Here is an 18,439-nt window from a genome sequence, read left to right as displayed (position 1 = left end):
AATGAACCGGCTTTTTACAGCCGGACTGATACGTTATGTATATTCCGGCCGCACGGGCCGGTTGACAGCGCCTTACATTAACACTTGGGGATCGACATCGATCGACACCGTCAGCTTTTGCTGCTTCACGATATCGTCAAGCACGGCGGCCGCTTTCTGCACCAAGGCGGAAATGTCCGTCTCTCCCCGATATTTTATCATGCATTGAAACCGATATCTATCTTTGATCCTTGAAATCGGCGAAGCGACGGGCCCCAGCACCTCCAGCTCGGTTCCGTCCGCCTGCATCGTCTGCGCCAGCTCCTTGAGACGGGAAGCGAGCATTTCGCCCGCGCGAAGCAGCAGCTGTACCTGCTCGTGCGACAACGTAATCAAAACCAGCCGGTGAAACGGCGGGTAATTGTGCAGCTTGCGCATCAGCATCTCCTTGCGCATAAAGCCCATATAATCGTGCTTGCTCGCGCTCATAATGCTGTAATGCTCCGGCGTGTACGTTTGCACGAACACCTCGCCGGGCAGCTCGTGCCGTCCGGCGCGTCCCGCCACCTGCGTCAGCAGCTGGAACGACCGTTCGGCCGCGCGGAAATCGGGCAGGTTCAGAACGGAATCGGCAGCTAGCGCGCCGACGAGCGTCACGTAAGGAAAATCAAGCCCTTTGGCGACCATCTGCGTTCCCAGCAGCACGTCGGCCTGACGGTTGCGGAACATCGTGAGCCATTTTTCGTGCGAGCCCTTTTCCGTCGTCGTGTCGACGTCCATGCGAATGACGCGAATGCCGGGAAACAGCTTGCCGAGCTCCTCCTCGACGCGCTGCGTTCCCGTGCCGAAGTGGCGGATATGCTCGCTGCCGCAGTCCGGACAGACGGCCAATTCGCGCTCCGCGTAGCCGCAGTAATGACAGCGGATTGCCTTGGAGCTTTGATGGTACGTCAGCGAGATATCGCAATGCGGACAATCCGCGACATAGCCGCAGGTGCGGCACATGACGAACGTGGCGTACCCGCGCCGGTTCAGCAGCAGGACGACCTGTTCCTTCTTGTGTAACCGATCTTCGATCGCTTTATACAAGGCGCGGCTGAACATCGACCGGTTGCCGTTCTTCAGTTCCTCGCGCATATCGACGATGTTCACCCGCGGCAGCGGCCTTCCCTCGACGCGCGAAGGCATGGAGAGCAATTCGAATGCCGGACGATCCGGGGTTGCTAAAGCCGTGGCCTCGACGGAAGCCCGGTACATGCTTTCCAGCGAAGGCGTAGCGGAGCCCAGCACGACTGAGGCCCCGTGTTCACCCGCCCGGGCGATCGCCACATCGCGAGCGTGATATTTCGGGCTTTCTTCCTGCTTATAGGTCGATTCGTGTTCTTCATCAATAATAATGAGTCCGATATTCGTGAATGGCGCGAAAATCGCCGAGCGGGCGCCGATCACGACGCTGACTTCCCGGCGCACGATTTTGCGCCATTCGTCATAGCGTTCGCCGTTGGAGAGACGGCTGTGCAGCACGGCGACCCGATTGCCGAACCTTCCTTTGAACCGCTCCACCATCTGGGGCGTAAGCGAAATTTCCGGGACAAGGACGATCGCTTCGCGGCCTTGATCCAAGCAGGATTGGATCGACTGGAGGTAGACCTCCGTCTTGCCGCTGCCAGTCACGCCGTGCAGCAAAAAGACGCGACGCGTCCGTCCTTGCGCCGCTTCTCTGATCCGTTCGAACACCGATTGCTGTTCGGGCGTCAGCGGGAGCGGCGAGGTCGGCTTGAAGGTGCGCGACGCATAGGGATCGCGCTGCACTTCGGTTTCCTCCAGCCGAAGCCAGCCTCGTTCGGTGAGCCCTTTGACCGCTGCGGCGGTGATTTGCAGCTTCGTCAGCAGCTCTGTCAGCTTGATTGGCTCAGGATGCTCCTGCAGAAAAGCGAGCACTTGCTTTTGCTTGGCCGCGCGCGCCGGCAGCTCGGCTTGCCACGCTTCCATCTGATCGGGATCGTTCGGCGGAAACACATACAGCGCTTTTTTCGAAGACATCCGGTCTTTGACCATTTGAATTTCCGTCAGCCGGCCGTCCTCCAGCAGCTGCTTGATCAGTGCGCCTTTTTCCGAAAAGGTTTGCAGCAGCGATTCCAGCTCGACCGATTCGTGCTTGCGGACATAAGCGAGGATTTCTTCCTGCTCGGGAAGAAGCAGAGGCAGCAGCTCCGGCTGCTTTTCTTTGGTCTCCGGTTCGTCGGCCACCTTCACATGCCGTTCGTACTTGGCCTTCAGCGCGCCGGGGATCATTGCTTGCAGCGCAATAATTTCGTGGCAAAGATACGTGCGGCTGATCCAGCGGCCCAGCTTTACCAGCTCGGGAGTTAGCGGAGGAGTAACGTCCAGCGTCTGGCGGATCGGCTTCAGCTTCTCCGGGTCGAGGTCCGTTCCGTCATGAAGCTCCACGACAAACCCTTGTACGGTCCGCGGGCCGAAGGGAACGCCTACGCGGCTCCCCACGGCGATGTAGTCCCGCATCGTTTCCGGTACTATATAATCAAATGCCCGGTTTGTAGGCCGGGCCGGGACATCCACAATAACTTTGGCGTACATTCGTCGGTCATCTCCCCTTTCCGAGACGATCCGCAACTAGCGCGAGCAATCTGGCCGCGACTTGTCCTTTCGACATCAGAGGCAGCGCTTCAACCAGCCCCCCGGAATCATAAATCCGTACGACGTTCGTATCGGTCCCGAAACCTGCGCCTTCCATCGTCACGTCATTGGCTACCAGCAGATCGCAGCGCTTCTTCTTCAGCTTTTCCTGCGCAAATGTCTCCAAATGCTGCGTTTCGGCCGCAAAACCGACGAGAAGCTGCGACGGCTTCTTCCGTTCGCCGACCGCTTGCGCGATATCCGGATTTTTCACCAGCCGCATCGTCATTTCATCTTCGTTTTTCTTGATTTTATGCTCCGCCTGCTCCGCAGGCCGGTAATCGGCCACGGCCGCGGCCTTAATAATCACATCCTGCTCGGGCAGTCGGGAAAGGACCGCTTCCATCATCTCCAGCGCGGATTCGACTTTGACCACGGTCACGCCGGCGGGCGCGGCAATTGAAGCTTTGCCCGTGACGAGCGTCACGTTCGCCCCCATCCGCTGCGCTTCCTCGGCGATTGCGTAGCCCATTTTGCCCGAGGAATCGTTGGTCAAGTACCGGACGGGGTCGATCCGTTCCACCGTCGCGCCGGCCGTTACCAGAACACGCTTCCCTTCAAGCAGCCGCCTCTCTTGAAAAAAACGTTCGACCGCAGCCACGATCTCTTCCGGCTCCGCCAGACGGCCCTTGCCCACATAGCCGCAAGCCAGCTGACCCGTGCCGGGCTCGATGAACCGCACGCCGCGCTCCGCAAGCTTCTGCATGTTGGCCTGCACCGCCGGGTGCGCATACATATGTACGTTCATGGCGGGAGCTACGAGAATCGGCGCCGTGGTGGCCAATAGCGTCGTGCTAAGCATATCGTCGGCGAGGCCCAGAGCGATTTTGCCGATGACGTTGGCGGTAGCCGGGGCGATCACGACGACGTCCGCCCGGTCCGCCAGATCGATATGCGATACGACGGAAGCGTCCTTTTCGTCGAACGTATCGACAATGACGTCGTGTCTCGACAACGTTTGAAACGTCAGCGGCGCTACAAATTTGGTCGCCGATTCCGTCATGATGACCCGCACGTCGGCTCCCGCCTGTGCCAGCTTGCTGCACACCGCCGCCGCTTTATAAGCGGCAATGCCGCCGCTGACCCCGAGCAAGACCGTTTTTCCGTTCAACATGGGCTTCGCTCCTTTCCCTTACGGGCAATGAATCGTATCCTTGCGAAAAAAATAACAACCGCGAGGGTTGTTGTTTACTTTAAGGACTCTTTGTTTTGCAATTTCTCGTAGGAAATATGATCTTCGTAGATTTCTTCCAGAGCCAGACCTACATATTTATGCGACTTCTTTTGCTTTACTTCGGTTTTGGAGCCGTCACGCAGCATGCGCGCCCGTTTGGCGGCCGCTACCACGAGCGAATACTTGCTGTCTACTTTGTCCAAAAGCTTGTCGATTGAAGGATACAACATGTTATTTTTTCACCTCAGCCATCCAGTGTTGAATTTTGGAAACCATCCGGTCTTTACGGCAATGCTCCGCCGTCAAAATGCTGCGGATCCGGGAACAGGCGAAATCTACTTGATCGTTGACGATAGCATAATCGTAATGCTCCATCATCGCGATCTCGTCGACCGCCACCGACATGCGGCTGCGAATCGTTTCCTCGGATTCCGTGCCGCGTCCGACGATGCGGCTTTCAAGCTCCGGCAGCGACGGTGGCAGCAGAAAAATGAAGACTCCTTCCGGGAACTTCTGCTTCACCTTCAGCGCACCCTGCACTTCGATCTCCAAAATAATGTCCTTGCCTGCGTTCAGCGTGTCTTCTACAAACTTGCGCGGTGTTCCGTAATAATTGCCTACGTACTCGGCCCATTCCAGCATCTGGTCCTGCGCAATCATTTGCTGGAATTGCTCTCTCGTCTTAAAAAAATAATTGACCCCATCCACTTCGCCCTGCCGCGGAGCCCGCGTTGTTGCGGAAACCGAATATACGATATCCGGCGCACAGCCCCGCAGCGCTTTACAGACGGTACCCTTGCCGACGCCGGAAGGACCGGAAAGCACGATCAAAATTCCCTTATCCGCAGGGGTATATCCTACATTACTCGTCATGATCATCGTCCTTATTGGAAAGTCGATGCGCCACCGTTTCCGGCTGTACCGCGGACAAAATGACATGATCGCTGTCCGTGATAATGACGGCGCGGGTGCGGCGACCGTAAGTCGCATCGATCAGCATATGGCGGTCGCGCGCTTCTTGGATGATCCGTTTGATCGGTGCCGATTCCGGGCTGACAATGGAAATGATTCGATTCGCAGATACGATATTCCCGAAACCGATGTTGATTAGTTTGATCGCCATTGTTATAGGTTCCCCCTGGAACTTTCTTTTAAAATGAGAGGTTGTTCGTCAGAGGCTGCGAATCAGCAGCATCTGCCTTCGGCCGCTCTTGAAATCGGGTTCTTCATGAACTTCCTTTGCGGTAAGAACCCAATTTCAAAGGCGGCACGTAAACTGCAAGTTTTCCGCAAAGGAAAACTGCATCGGAAGCATATGCTCCGGCAGATCCTCTGTTCTCCGCCAACCGCAACGAACAAAAATCATTTCAAAAGAAAGAGTTAATTACTAAAATTACTCGATATTTTGAATCTGCTCCCGCATTTTTTCAAGCTCCGCTTTCATGTCGACCACCACGGCGGCCAGTTGGGCATGATTCGCTTTGGAACCGATCGTATTCGCTTCCCGGTTCATCTCCTGAACGAGGAAATCGAGCTTGCGGCCCACCGGCTCGGAAGATTTCAGCAGCTCCCGGAACTGCTTGCAGTGGCTTTGCAGACGGGTCAGTTCTTCGGCGATGCTGGCACGGTCGGCGAAGACGGCGATCTCCATGGCAAGCCGCTGCTCGTCCGGAGGCGCTTGCTGCAAAAGCTCTTCGATCCGGGCGCGGAGCTTGCCGGCATAGTCTTGGACCACTTGTGGCGCAATCCCCGAGGCTGTGCTGCAATAATGCTCCATCGTCCCGATACGCTGTATCAGATCGTTCTGAAGAAAGGCGCCTTCCTTCTCGCGCATGTCCGAAAGCTCCCTTGCCGCTTCCGCTGCGCAGGCAACGAGCTCGGCTTCCATCCGCTCCTCGGCCATCTCCTGATGTTGCCCGATCGCAACCAGGCCGGGAATGGCAAGCAAGTCGCGCAGGCTCAGCTCGTCCTTGAGGGACAACCGCTCCCGCAGCTGTTCGGCCGCCTGAACATAGCCCATCGCCAAGCTCCAGTCGATCTCGACGGCTTGCGGTACGTCGCGGTCGCGTTCGACCGTAACGAACGCATCGACACGCCCGCGCCTTACGTGCTGCTGAACGGCGGCTTTCACCGCGTTCTCGTAACGGGCAAATTCCCGGGGCATCCGTACCACGATCTCGCAGTAACGGTGATTGACCGATTTCAGGTCAATCTGGATCCGGAAGCCGTCCGTCGTACGTGCGGCTTGTCCGAAGCCGGTCATACTGATGACCATGGCCTTCACATCCATTATCCTATTCTAATTCATTTTGATAGTGGGTACAAGTGGGAATCAAGCCGCTGCGCTTTCTCCCAAACGTACTCCGTCAGCTGTACGGTCATCTCGTAGGCAAGGAACGGCGTCATCAGGTAAATTCCTTTAAAATAACGCATCGCCGCATCGAGAAGCTCCTTGGCGATCTGCACGCCCATGGCCCGTCCTTCCTCGCCCTTGAGCCCGTTCATCCGCTGCCGGACTTCGTCCGATAGCTGAATGCCCGGAACCTCGTTATGCAGGTATTCGGCGTTGCCCCCGCTGGCGAGCGGCATAATGCCGATGAAGATCGGAACGTCCAGATGCTTTGTTGCTTCGTACACCTTCTCGATCAGCTCCGCATTATAGACCGGCTGGGTCATGATATAATCGGCGCCGGACTCGATTTTGCGCTCAAGCCGCTGCACCGCTTTATCCAAGTGCTTGACATTGGGATTGAAGGCGGCGCCAACGACGAAATTCGCTTTCTTCTTCAGCGACTTGCCGGAAAAAGCGATTCCCTCGTTCAACTGCTTGATCATCCGGATGATCTCGAACGATGTCAGATCGTACACGGAGCTCGAACCCGGCAAATCGCCGAATTTGGCCGGATCGCCCGTCACGGCCAGCACATGGTCGATGCCGAGCGCATGAAGCCCCATCATATGCGATTGGGTACCGATCATGTTGCGGTCCCGGCACGCGATGTGAATGAGCGGCTTCATGCCGATTCTCTCTTTTACCAGACTGCCGAGCGCCAAGTTGCTCATCCGTGTGACGGCGAGCGAATTGTCCGCCATCGTCAACGCGTCGACCCCGGCATTTTTGAGCGCCTGCGCCCCCTGCATGAACTTCTCGATGTCCAGATCGCGCGGTGGATCAAGCTCCACGATGACGGTATAGCGCTCCTTCGCGAGCTCGGCGAGATTCGGCTCCGGAGCGGAAGGCGTCGGTACGGGCTGCAGACGCGTCACAATGCGGCCGGTCTCGCTTCCGCCGCCGACTTCCTGCAGCAAGCGCAAAGCATCCGGATTGGGCGAATAGTTCCGAAGCGACTGCGCCATGGCGGCGATATGCTCGGGCGTCGTGCCGCAGCAGCCGCCGATGATGCGCGCTCCCAAGTCGACGAATTTCCGGGCGGTTTCCCCGAAATATTCCGGAGTGGCCGCATAGGTGTAGCGTCCGTCCACATAGTCGGCGATCCCTGCGTTCGGGAACACCGAGAATGGCGGCGCGCCCTCCATGCCGGCGACCCGCTGAAGCGAACGCATCAGCCCGTTCGGACCGCTCCGGCAGTTGAAACCGACAACGTCCGCCCCGGCCGCCGTCAGTTTCCGGAACGCTTCCGTCAGCAGGATGCCGTCATGCGTCGAGTCCGTTCCTTCGGTCGCAAACTGGCAAATGACCGGGAGCTCGCTGACCTTGCGGATCAGCCTCAACGCGATCAACATTTCCTCCAGATCGTAGAACGACTCGAGCAGCAGCCCATCCACCGGCGTATCGACAAGCACCTCGATCTGATCGCGCAAATCTTCCTTAACCTTGGCGGTGCGGACATTTTTGCGTTTGCCCGCCCGGATCGAGCCGATAGCGCCGACAACATAGGCGTCGTCTCCAACCGCTTTTCTGGCCAGCTCGACGCCGGCGCGGTTGATCGCCTCCATCTCCTGCTCCAGCCCGTATTTGGACAGCTTTTCGCGGTTCGCCGAGAACGTATTGGTCTCGATTAAACGCGCTCCGGCTTCGTAATAGCGCCGATGCACGTCCATAATGACATCGGGCTCCAACAAATTTAATTCTTCATAAGAAATGCCGACAGGAAAACCCATCTGATACAGGTACGTACCCATGGCCCCGTCCCCTACCAGCACCTGACGTCTGAGAGCTTCTCGCAAATCCGGTTTCACCAACGGCATCTCCCTTCTCTCCATGATGGACCTTACAGCGTTCCTTTAAACACGATTTCCGCCGGTCCGGTCATATAGACATGATTATTCGATTCGCTCCATTCGATCCGAAGCTCGCCGCCTTTTAAGGAAATGACCGCTTCCCGGTCCATTTGTCCGGTAAGCACCCCGGCCACCAGCGTGGCGCAGGCGCCCGTTCCGCAGGCGAGCGTCGGGCCCGCGCCGCGTTCCCACACCCGCATGTCGGCGTAATCGCGCCTTTGGACCGTCGCAAACTCTACATTAATTTTACGTGGAAACAACGCGTGTGTTTCAAGCTTTGGGCCCCAGGCGTACAGATCCGTTCCGACGGCGTCCTCGACAAAGATAACGCAGTGAGGGTTGCCCATCGACACGGCGGTGAACCGGAATTCGCGTCCGTCGACGGTGACCGGATACCCGATGACCTGCGGCTCGTCGATCGTCGTAGGAACTTCGAGCCCGTTCAATACCGGCTCTCCCATATCGACGCGTACCGTAGCGACGCGCCCTTCCTTGAGCGTCAGCTGAACCTCCTGCGCCCCGGCTCCGATCGTTTCGATCGTCAGCTCCGTCTTGTCCTTGGGAACAAGCTCGTGATCGTAAATATATTTGGCCGCACAGCGGATGGCGTTGCCGCATTGCTCCGCCTCCGAGCCGTCGGAATTGATGATTCGCATCATATAATCGGCTTTTGCCGAAGGAAGCAGGTAGACAAGACCGTCCGCGCCGATGCCGAAATGGCGGTCGCACAACCGGATCGCTTGCCGGGATGCATCCACAGGCAGCTCCTTGTGGCCGTGCAAGACGATAAAATCGTTGCCTAACCCTTGCATTTTCGTGAAATTCATCGTTTTGGCTCCCATTTCAGCGTTTTACACCCTACTATATCGCAAATTCGCAGCTATGCATAGCGGTTCCGCAAAATTTTATCCGAATTCGGGCGAAAATGCAAATCGCCGAACCCTCTGCTTTCGCAGGGGTCCGGCTCCCATCCCTTTTACCGTATGACCGGCTTCATCGCCTTCGCCCCGCCGCCTCCGTAAGAAGCAGGCTTGCGTTTCCGCGGCTTGCTCATCAGGCTTCCGATGCCCATCAGAAATGTCGGGATACCCGCAAATACGAGCACAAGCATCCAATCCGCAACACCGAGCGGCACCGTCTTGAAAATCGGCTGAAGCTTTTCCACATAAAGAACCGGCAGCATCAGCAGCAGCGAAGAAACGACCGCCATCACAAGCCACTTGTTCTGCAGCGGGTTCCGGTGGAAAATCGAGCGTGAGCTGCGGCAGTCGAACACGTGGATGAGCTGCGCCATCACCAGCGTGACGAAAGCGACCGTCTGCGCCTTCATAAGCGCGCCCGAGCCGTCCCCGCCCTGCTTGAGCGTGATGTAGAACGCCGCCAGAGTGCATAGTCCGATCAGAATGCCGCGGCTGATAATTTTCCACCCGAGGCGGCGAGCGAAAATATTTTCTTTGGCCATGCGGGGCTTCTGCTGCATCAGATCTTTCTCCGCCTGATCCACCCCGAGCGCCATGGCCGGCAGGCCGTCCGTCACGAGATTGACCCATAAAATCTGAATCGGCACGAGCGGCAGCGGCAGCCCGGCCAGCATGGCGAGGAACATCGTCAAAATTTCGCCGACATTCGAAGCGAGCAAGTAGCGGATAAATTTGCGGATATTTTCGTAAATTCCGCGTCCTTCCTCGATGGCCGAGACGATCGTGGCAAAATTATCGTCGCTGAGCACGAGCGCGGACGCTTCCTTCGATACGTCCGTCCCGCTGATCCCCATGGCGATGCCGATATCCGCCGCCTTGATCGCCGGCGCGTCGTTCACGCCGTCGCCGGTCATCGCCACGACGTGGCCTTGGCGCTGCAGCGATTTGACGATGCGCAGCTTATGCTCCGGCGACACGCGCGCGTAGACGTACACCTCGCCGATGCGTTTATCCAGGTCGTCGTCGCTCATCGCGCTAAGCTGCTGGCCGTTCAGAGCGAGGCCGTCCTGCGGCAGAATGCCGATCTGCCTGGCGATGGCCTCCGCCGTCGTCTGGTGATCGCCGGTGATCATGACCGTTTTGATGCCGGCCTTGCGGCATTTGAGAATCGCTTCCCGCGCTTCTTTGCGCGGCGGGTCGATCATCCCGGTCAGACCGACGAAAACAAGCTGGCTTTCCACCGCCGTCTCTTCCTCGCTCCGTTCCGTCGGCTTCAAATCGCGGTAAGCCAGGCCGAGCACGCGGAGCGCGTTTTTGGCCATCCCTTCATTCGCCGCCATCACCTTCTGCTTGAGCGTCGGAGTGAACGGGATGATTTTGTCGTCCCACAGCACGTAGGCGCACTGCTGCAACAGAACGTCGGGCGCTCCTTTCGTGCAGACCATCCGGCCGCCCTGATGCTCGACGATGACCGACATCCGCTTGCGCTCCGAATCGAACGGGAACTCCACGACGCGCCGGTACAAGCCTTCGAGCGATTGCTGCGTTACGCCGGCTTTGGCCCCGAGCACGACAAGCGCTCCCTCCGTCGGATCGCCCTTGATGTTCCACACGCCCTCCGTCTCGTCGTCCGGCTGATTTTTCTTGGACTCCGCCCGCTCCTCCCGCAGCTCCGCGTTGTTGCAGAGCACGGAAACCTGCAGCAGCCGGCGCAGCATCTGGTTTTTCCGCACATCGACGTGCTGCCCCTGCTTCAAAATATCGCCGCGCGGGTCGTACCCGTTCCCCGTCACCTCAAGCAGCTCGCCGCCCGTCCATAAGTGCGTCACGGCCATTTTATTTTGCGTCAGCGTGCCGGTTTTGTCCGAGCAGATGACCGAAGCGCAGCCGAGCGTCTCAACGGAAGGCAGCTTGCGGACGATCGCCTTACGCTGAATCATCCGCTGTACCCCAAGCGCCAGAGCGATCGTCACGATCGCCGGCAGCCCCTCCGGAATCGCGGCGACCGCCAGGCTCACCCCGGCGAGGAACATGCCGTACGGTTCCTGTCCGTGCAGGATGCCTGCAACCACGACCATCACCGTCAGCGCCAGTGCAACGACGATCAATATTTTGCCGAGCTGCTCGAGCCGGTGCTGCAAAGGCGTCTCGGTGGCATCCGTGTTTTGGATCAGGTCGGCGATCTTGCCCATCTCCGTCGCCATGCCGGTACGGACAACGACTCCTTTGGCCGTTCCTCTCGTCAGCATCGTCCCCATAAAGCCTACATTGCGCTGGTCCCCTAGCGGGATATCATCTCCCTCCAGCGGCTCCGTATGTTTGGCGACCGGTACGGATTCCCCCGTTAGCGCGGACTCTTCCGCATAAAGGCCGTTCGTCTCGATGAACCGGACGTCCGCCGGCACCCGGTCGCCGCTTTCCAGCACGACGATATCCCCTGGAACCAGCCATCGTGCCGGGATGAGCTCCACTTGGCCCTCCCGCAGCACCTTGGCGTTCGGCGCCGAAAGCTCCTTTAGCGCCCGCAGCGATCGCTCCGCCCGGAATTCCTGCACAAAGCCGAGAATGCCGTTCATGATAATAATCGCAATGATCGCGACCGCGTCCAAATATTCGCCCAGTAGCCCCGAGACGAGCGTCGCTCCGGCGAGCACGAGCACCATGAAGTCTTTGAATTGGTTCAAAAACAGCGTCACGGGAGACACGCCTTGTCCTTCCGCCAGCTCGTTTTTGCCGTATGCGGCCAGACGCTTTTCCGATTCCTCCATAGTCAGCCCTTTTGAAGGCTCTGTCCCGGACGACTGCAGGGTTTCTTCCGTCGACATTTGATACCACTTCTTCTGACTCATCTGCTTTTTCCCTCCCAAAAGGTTGTCTACGTTAAATGTATTCAGACAAGCTGGAAATTAGCACCTGGAAAGGAACGCCGGGGTCGCTCACCGTTCGCCCCACAGATCATTGAAAAAATGCGGAAACGATGTATAATATGACTATATAGTCATATGACCGTATAGTCATATTCAAAAGGAGCTGTGTTTGATGCCGCATCCGACATTTTTTAATTTGCCTGCCGACAAGCGAAACCTGATTTTCGAAATGGCCGTGGAAGAGTTTTATCAACTCGGGTACGCCAAAGCCAGCATTTCGCGTATCGTCGCGAAAACCGGCATTGCCAAAGGCAGCTTCTACCAGTATTTCGAAGACAAAAAAGACCTCTACAAGCATGTCCTGGAGGTCATAGGCGGGCAAAAGGCGGACTTCTCGGTCGCAGCCTTCCGTGATCTCGAACGGAACGATCTGCTGCAAACGGTGCGAGAGCTGTTTGTCTCCGGCATTCGCTTCTACCGGGCGCATCCGAAGCTTGCTTCGATCGCGGGAGATTTCGCCAAGCTTCGCGATCCCGGGCTGAAACGGGAAATAACCGGCGATGCCGCGGCCAAAAGCAACGAATTTTTCATTCGGCTCATTGAGCGCCAAAAAGAGTCGGGCCGGATCGCCCCCGACGTCGATGCGCCGGTGCTTGCCGATTTGATTTCGTTCCTAAGCGTGTATGTCGCGGAGCATTACGCCGATCAAGCCTTGTCCGGCAGTGAGGAACAGGCCATGGAGACGATCGACAGCCTGCTTCGGATCGTGGAAAACGGCATCGCCGCAACAAATCGTTCGGGGAGGTAAATACAAATGCTGGAGGAATGGTTTTTCTGGGCTTATGAAAGGCATCAAAACGTGTTGAGCTGGTACATTCGTCCGTTATTTCTTCTGCCGTTCTGTTTCTTCGCCTATAGGCGCAGCCTCAAAGGAATCGCTGTCGTGCTTCTTCTGCTGTTGAGCAGCATGTTCTGGTTTGCGAAGCCAGCCGCGGTTGACCCGCACGTGCAGCAATTTTTGCAAATGGAGCAGGACTACTTGCTAGGCGAATGGAACTTGGCGAAAATGTTGATGACGCTGCTGGTGCCCGGGTCGCTGGCCGCTCTCGCATATGCGTTCTGGAAACGGTCCTGGCTGTACGGCCTGCTCGTTCTGAATCTGATCGCCGTACTGAAGATCGTTTGGAGCATTTATTTCGGCGGCGATTCCGGCTTCGCGGTCGTCGCGCCCGCGCTGACGGGTCTTGTGCTATGCAACGCGGTCATCGCGGCGGCGCTGTATTGGCTCCGGAAGAGGAAACGGCAGCCTCGCCAATATTGACACGAACCGTCCCTCTTCCCGTCGGCTCAGGCTACAAAAACGGTCCCGAAAACGGCATCCGGGTCTTACAGCTTAAAATTTGCTTCAAAATATGGCATGATAGAGGGTAGCACTCAAAAATCGCTTTCTGCGCATGAAGAATGGAGTTGTCCCGCATGTCTTTCGACGGTCTCGTCGTTCACAGTCTGGCCCGCGAGCTGCAATGCTGCGTCGGGGCCCGCATCAATAAAGTGCAGATGCCATCGGAAAACGATATCGTCCTGCAAATCCGCGCGGCCGGCCGCAACCTGAAGCTGCTGCTGTCCGCCAATCCAACCTACCCCCGGGTGCATCTCACCGAGCAGAGCTTCCTGAATCCGCTGGAAGCACCTATGTTCTGCATGCTGCTGCGCAAGCATTGCGAGGGAGGCATCATCGAAGCGATCGAGCAGCCCGGTCTCGAGCGGATACTGCATCTGAACATCCGGCAGCGCGACGAGCTCGGAGACCTCAGCCTCAAAACCATCGTCGTGGAGATTATGGGCCGCCACAGCAATATTATTTTGAAGGACCCGGCGACCGGATTCATCACCGACGGCATTCATCACGTCACGCCGGCAATCAGCAGCTACCGCATCGTCATGCCGGGCAGCGTCTACACGGCGCCGCCGGAACAGCACAAGCTGCTTCCGTTCGGGCTTAGCCAGGAGCGGTTCACCGCTCTCCTTGCCGAAGTGGCCGAGGCGGCCGATGAGCCCGCTTCCTCGCGCTTCTGGGAGCAGGCGCTTGTCGCGCGTTTCAGCGGGTTTAGCCCGCTTGTCGCCCGCGAGCTTGTGTACCGCGCTGTCAACGGAGGAGGCCTGCCTCTACCGTCCGAAATGCCCGCGAAGCTGTGGGCTCCGTTCCGGGAGCTCACCGAAAGACTGGAGGCCGGAGCGGCGGAAGCGGTTATTGTCGAAGAAGCGTCGACGGGCAAAACGTTTTTCTCCATTACGGAGCTGAGCCACGTGCAGGGCGAGACGCAGCGCTTCTCCTCGATTAGCGCCTGCCTCGAGGCGTATTACGGAGACAAGGCCGAGCGGGATACCGTGAAGCAGCGCGTAGCCGATCTGTTCCGGCTGCTCAGCAACGAACGCAGCAAAAACATAAAAAAGCTGGAAAAACTGGAAGAGACGATGGAGGACGCCCGCGGCGCGGACCGTTTCCGCATCCTGGGCGAGCTGCTCACCGCTTCGCTGCATCAAATCCGCAAAGGCGACAAGCAAATCGAGGTCGTGAACTATTACGACGAAGAGCAGCGTCCCGTCACGATTGAGCTTGATCCGCTGCTGACGCCGTCCGAGAACGCCCAGCGGTATTTCAAGAAATATACCAAAAGCAAGAACAGCTTGATCGCCGTTCAGCAGCAGATGGCGGAGGCGCACGAGGAAATCCGCTATTTGGACAACTTGCTGCAGCAGTTGGCCAGCGCGGGACTCGCCGATATCGAGGAAATTCGCGAGGAGCTGACGGAGCAAGGCTATGTGCGGAACCGCGGCAAAAAAGGACGCAAAAAAAAGCCGAACCAAAAGCCGGCTCTGGCCTGCTACACTTCAAGCGAAGGCATCCCGATCTATGTCGGCAAAAACAACACGCAGAACGAGTACTTGACGAACCGGCTCGCCCACCCTGGCGATACGTGGCTGCATACGAAGGATATTCCAGGCTCTCACGTCGTCATTCGCAGCGCCGAGTACGGCGAGGCGACGCTGCACGAAGCGGCCCAGCTTGCCGCCTGGTTCAGCCAAGCCAAGGAATCGAGCCAGGTGCCGGTGGACTATACGCTCATCCGGCACGTGCGTAAGCCTAGCGGAGCCAAGCCCGGATTCGTCATTTACGACCATCAAAAAACACTGTTCATCACGCCCGATCCGGGCAATATCAAGCAGTTGCCGGTAGCCATAAAATAAACCTGCGCAGCGAGCAAAAGCACCTGAATCCGCAATATTGCGAATCAGGTGCTTTTTCTTTTACGGCACCCCCGGAAGTTCAATAACGACCGTCGTTCCGACTCCTTCCTTGCTCGTTATGGTCATAGACCCGCGATGATTTTCGATAATTTTGTAGCTGACCATGAGCCCGAGACCCGTTCCTTTGTTTTTCGTCGTATAAAACGGTTGGCCCAGCTTCGCCAGCTTGCTCTCCGGAATGCCGCAGCCTTGGTCGATAAAGCTGATGCGTATGCTGCCCCGCTCCGACTTTTCCATCTTGACGAGGAACGTACCGCCTCCGGGCATCGCTTCCACCCCGTTCTTCAGCACGTTGATGAATACCTGCTTCAACTGGTTTTCCACGCAGCTTGCCAGTGGGAGCTCATCCTCGATGTCCTTTTCAATGGTCACCTTGCTGATGATGGCTTGCGTTTCGAGCAGCATAACGACGTCATGCAGAATTGAAGCCACGGATTTCGGCAAAAAGTCGGCCGCCTGCGGTTTCGCCAGCACGAGCAGCTCGCTCACGATCTCTTCGATCCGCTCCAGCTCGTCCGTCATGATGGACAAATAGTTTCCGTGCTGTCCTCCCGAACCCATCAGCTTGGTAAAGCCTTTGAGCGCGGTCAGCGGATTGCGAATTTCATGCGCGATGCCGGCCGCAAGCTGGCCGACGGCCGACAGCATCTCCGATTTCCGCAGCAATTCCTCCGTTTGCTTCCGTTCCGTAATGTCCTCGGCGATTTTAAGATAATGGATAATCCGGCCATCCTGATCTTTAATCGGCAAAATTTTGACGAATTCCGAGTAATTCGGCCCGTTTTTGCGCCGGCATTCCAACTCGCCCTTCCACTCGTGTCCGGACGAGAGCAGGCTCCAGATTTCCTCGAATGAGGTTGGAGAGGCGTCCCAATGATTCAGCTCGCGAAGGGAACTTCCCGCCACCTCGGCCATTTGGAACTCGGTCATCTCCGTAAATTTGGGGTTCGCGTATTGGATCTTTCCTTCCGCATCGGCAATGACGGTGACGGAGGGACTTTGCTCTATGGCGCAAGAAAGCTTAAGCAGCTGCTCGTTGGCCGACTTCAGCTCCGTAATGTCCGCGAACGTCAGGACGACGCCTTTGATCACATGATCGCTCGTACGGTAAGGCAGGACGCGCATGCTGTACCACAGCCCGCTGCGGCTCCGAAGCTCCCGCTCGACGGGAATCAGCGTCTTCAGCACGTTTTGGGCATCGCGCACGATGCCGTCGTCATCGAAGTTATGGGAGATATGCCCGAGGGGACCCCGCAATCGACCTCAAGCAAGTTGATTTCCTTCGTGATGGCAGGCGTAAACCGGCGAATGCACAGGTTGGTGTCCAAGAACACCACCCCGATATTGGTACTGGTCAAAAAATTGTCCATATCATCGTTCGCTTCGCTCAGCTTCTGAAGCTTGAACTGATATTCCGAGTTCATCGCAGCCAGCTCTTCGTTAACCGATTGAAGCTCCTCGTTGGACGTCTCCAGCTCTTCAATCGTCGCCTGAAGCGACTCCTCCGCTTGTCGCAGCTCTTGCTCCAACTCGATCATCCGATGGTTGACGTTCGGTTCAATTTCAAATTCGTCGTCAGCACGGACCGGATTGCCAGAATGCTCCGGCTTCTCGAACAAAACGAGCACCAGCTTGTCGAACTTTTTGTTTTTCAATGAAAACGGATTCACGATCAAATTAACGAATGTGGGCGGCTCGGGGCCGCTTACCTTTATGTTATGATAATAAACGTTACGCTTTTCTTTGCGGACTTTTTGCATGGCCGTTACAATCGCCACTGCCAGGCGACCCTCAACGATTTTGTAAATGTTCCAGCTCGGTCTTCCCTTCGCCAGCGTTACATAAGGATTCACGTTGCCGCTGAGGTGAATCACTTCGTTGTTTTCGTCGATCACCATACAGGGCGGCATGTGCTCGTCCACGAAAGCCGTATACAACTCGTCCGTTCTCATGAAGCTTTGCAAATCCTTCAACTGCCGATGCCCCCGCCTTGCCGATGCCAGCGTACGTGTCCGGGCAGCCTCAGGGTTGCCCCTGTCGATTTCGCTTGCGAACACCGGCCCCGGTCCAGGCGGCTGCTTCTGCCTGAAGATGTTCCACTTGCGGTCATAAGGGACAAATAAATGCGTGAGCCGGCCGATCGTTTCGCTCGGTCCCAAAAACATAAACCCATCCGGATTAAGCGCAAAATGAAACGTCGACAGCACCTTCTGCTGCGTCTCGGATTGCAGGTAGATCAACAGATTGCGGCAGGCGATCAGGTCCAGGCGGCTGAACGGCGGGTCCTCAACCATGTTGTGATGCGCAAACACGACCATCTGACGAATGTCTTTATCGATGTGATACAGGTCTCCGTTTCGGGTAAAATACCGCCTCAGCCATGGTTTCGGCAGGCTTGTCACCGCCGCTTCGGGATAGATGCCTTGACTGGCCGCAGCGATTGCGTCCTTGTCCAGATCGGTGGAGAAAATTTTGACCGAATAAGCCTCCGCCGAGTTCTCGTTGAATTGATGAAACAGCATAGCGAGGGAATAAGCTTCTTCACCGGTCGAGCATCCCGCAACCCAGACGCGAATATGCCGTTCCTGCCGCCTGCATTCTGCGATGGCGGGAATGACCTTTTTCCGAATCGTCTCGAATGCCTGCGGGTCGCGAAAAAAATGCGTCACCCCGATAAGCAGATCTTTGCCCAGCGCAAGCAGCTCGTCCGGCTCGCCTGTCAATACTCGCTCATAACTCTCTATCTCTGCCAGGTTCAGCCTGCCCATGCGGCGTTCGATGCGCCGGATGAGGCTGCTTCGCTTGTAATTCTGGAAGTCGATTCCACATACTTTGTTTATCAGCCCGAGAATCCGCTGCAGCGTCTGTTCGTCAAACACAGACTCCTTTTCGCCGCCTTCCGGCCTAAATTGCGGAGGTGCTTCAAGCCCTCCGGCCGGCGTTCCCCTTCTGACGATCTTTCCCCCCGATTCGTACGGACACAGCCTGTACTGCAATGCTTGATTACCGTTCATTCATTTCAACCTCTTTCCCAGCCGGTACATGAATCCCGGTTCCCTTCCACGTTTAACCCGTTACGCCCACAGGATTCCGTATCAAAAATAAAGCTACAGCTCAAGTATACCCGTTTTCTTCCAATTTCGCTCACTTTTTTTGACAGCACGATGCTCCGGTACTAGAGTGAAGGGCAGAGAAATCTGCCCCTCCTCATCAAACCGTACGTGAGGTTTTCCCTCATACGGCTTTCCGAT

Annotated in this window: 12 protein-coding genes and 1 pseudogene; 3 read left to right on the top strand and 10 right to left on the bottom strand. The window is 57.0% G+C overall.

The annotated features are described in order from the left end of the window. Window positions 1-72: 72 nt before the first annotated feature. From priA to KQX66_RS27870, 9 genes are all read right to left on the bottom strand, one after another. Window positions 73-2,577 (bottom strand): primosomal protein N', encoded by a 2,505-nt coding sequence (gene priA / locus KQX66_RS27910; protein WP_216796143.1) that lies wholly within the window; start codon window positions 2,575-2,577, stop codon window positions 73-75. 7 nt (window positions 2,578-2,584) lie between these two features. Continuing rightward, window positions 2,585-3,790: a bifunctional phosphopantothenoylcysteine decarboxylase/phosphopantothenate--cysteine ligase CoaBC gene (gene coaBC / locus KQX66_RS27905; protein WP_216796142.1), complete on the bottom strand. Its 1,206-nt coding sequence runs from the start codon at window positions 3,788-3,790 to the stop codon at window positions 2,585-2,587. Between the two features lie 74 nt (window positions 3,791-3,864). Then, window positions 3,865-4,080 (bottom strand): DNA-directed RNA polymerase subunit omega, encoded by a 216-nt coding sequence (rpoZ, locus tag KQX66_RS27900; RefSeq protein WP_054974465.1) that lies wholly within the window; start codon window positions 4,078-4,080, stop codon window positions 3,865-3,867. Between the two features lies 1 nt (window position 4,081). After that, window positions 4,082-4,723, bottom strand: a complete 642-nt coding sequence (gmk, locus tag KQX66_RS27895; RefSeq protein ID WP_216796141.1) for a guanylate kinase — start codon at window positions 4,721-4,723, stop codon at window positions 4,082-4,084. Beyond that, entirely contained in the window at window positions 4,713-4,973 is a 261-nt protein-coding gene (gene remA, locus KQX66_RS27890) for an extracellular matrix/biofilm regulator RemA (protein WP_009672664.1), read from the bottom strand. The genes gmk and remA overlap by 11 nt, the downstream gene beginning before the upstream one ends. Window positions 4,974-5,243: 270 nt before the next feature. Beyond that, window positions 5,244-6,125 (bottom strand): YicC/YloC family endoribonuclease, encoded by an 882-nt coding sequence (locus KQX66_RS27885; protein WP_216796140.1) that lies wholly within the window; start codon window positions 6,123-6,125, stop codon window positions 5,244-5,246. A 29-nt stretch (window positions 6,126-6,154) separates the two neighbouring features. Next, window positions 6,155-8,050 carry a bifunctional homocysteine S-methyltransferase/methylenetetrahydrofolate reductase gene (locus tag KQX66_RS27880; protein ID WP_216796214.1) on the bottom strand — a complete coding sequence of 632 codons (1,896 nt, stop codon included), beginning with the start codon at window positions 8,048-8,050 and terminating at the stop codon, window positions 6,155-6,157. Between the two features lie 32 nt (window positions 8,051-8,082). Continuing rightward, window positions 8,083-8,919: a diaminopimelate epimerase gene (dapF, locus tag KQX66_RS27875; protein ID WP_216796139.1), complete on the bottom strand. Its 837-nt coding sequence runs from the start codon at window positions 8,917-8,919 to the stop codon at window positions 8,083-8,085. Window positions 8,920-9,068: 149 nt separating this feature from the next. Further along, window positions 9,069-11,861 (bottom strand): calcium-translocating P-type ATPase, SERCA-type, encoded by a 2,793-nt coding sequence (locus tag KQX66_RS27870; RefSeq protein ID WP_216796138.1) that lies wholly within the window; start codon window positions 11,859-11,861, stop codon window positions 9,069-9,071. A gap of 190 nt (window positions 11,862-12,051) precedes the next feature. Here KQX66_RS27870 and KQX66_RS27865 point away from each other — a divergent pair, with 190 nt between their 5' ends. From KQX66_RS27865 to KQX66_RS27855, 3 genes are all read left to right on the top strand, one after another. Next, on the top strand, window positions 12,052-12,687 hold the full coding sequence (locus KQX66_RS27865) for a TetR/AcrR family transcriptional regulator (RefSeq protein ID WP_216796137.1): 636 nt from the start codon (window positions 12,052-12,054) through the stop codon (window positions 12,685-12,687). Window positions 12,688-12,693: 6 nt separating this feature from the next. Then, entirely contained in the window at window positions 12,694-13,200 is a 507-nt protein-coding gene (locus KQX66_RS27860) for a hypothetical protein (protein ID WP_216796136.1), read from the top strand. A 155-nt stretch (window positions 13,201-13,355) separates the two neighbouring features. Further along, the gene (locus tag KQX66_RS27855; protein WP_216796135.1) at window positions 13,356-15,128 is read left to right on the top strand and encodes an Rqc2 family fibronectin-binding protein; all 1,773 of its coding nucleotides are present in this window, start codon (window positions 13,356-13,358) and stop codon (window positions 15,126-15,128) included. A 60-nt stretch (window positions 15,129-15,188) separates the two neighbouring features. Here KQX66_RS27855 and KQX66_RS27850 read toward each other — a convergent pair. Then, a pseudogene (locus KQX66_RS27850) lies at window positions 15,189-18,017 on the bottom strand (PAS domain-containing sensor histidine kinase). Window positions 18,018-18,439: the final 422 nt, after the last annotated feature.

The organism is Paenibacillus oleatilyticus (assembly GCF_018998565.1).
GTDB lineage: Bacteria > Bacillota > Bacilli > Paenibacillales > NBRC-103111 > Paenibacillus_G > Paenibacillus_G oleatilyticus.
The sequence above is the reverse complement of the archived record's forward strand: the minus strand, read 5'-3'. Positions and strand labels throughout refer to the sequence as shown.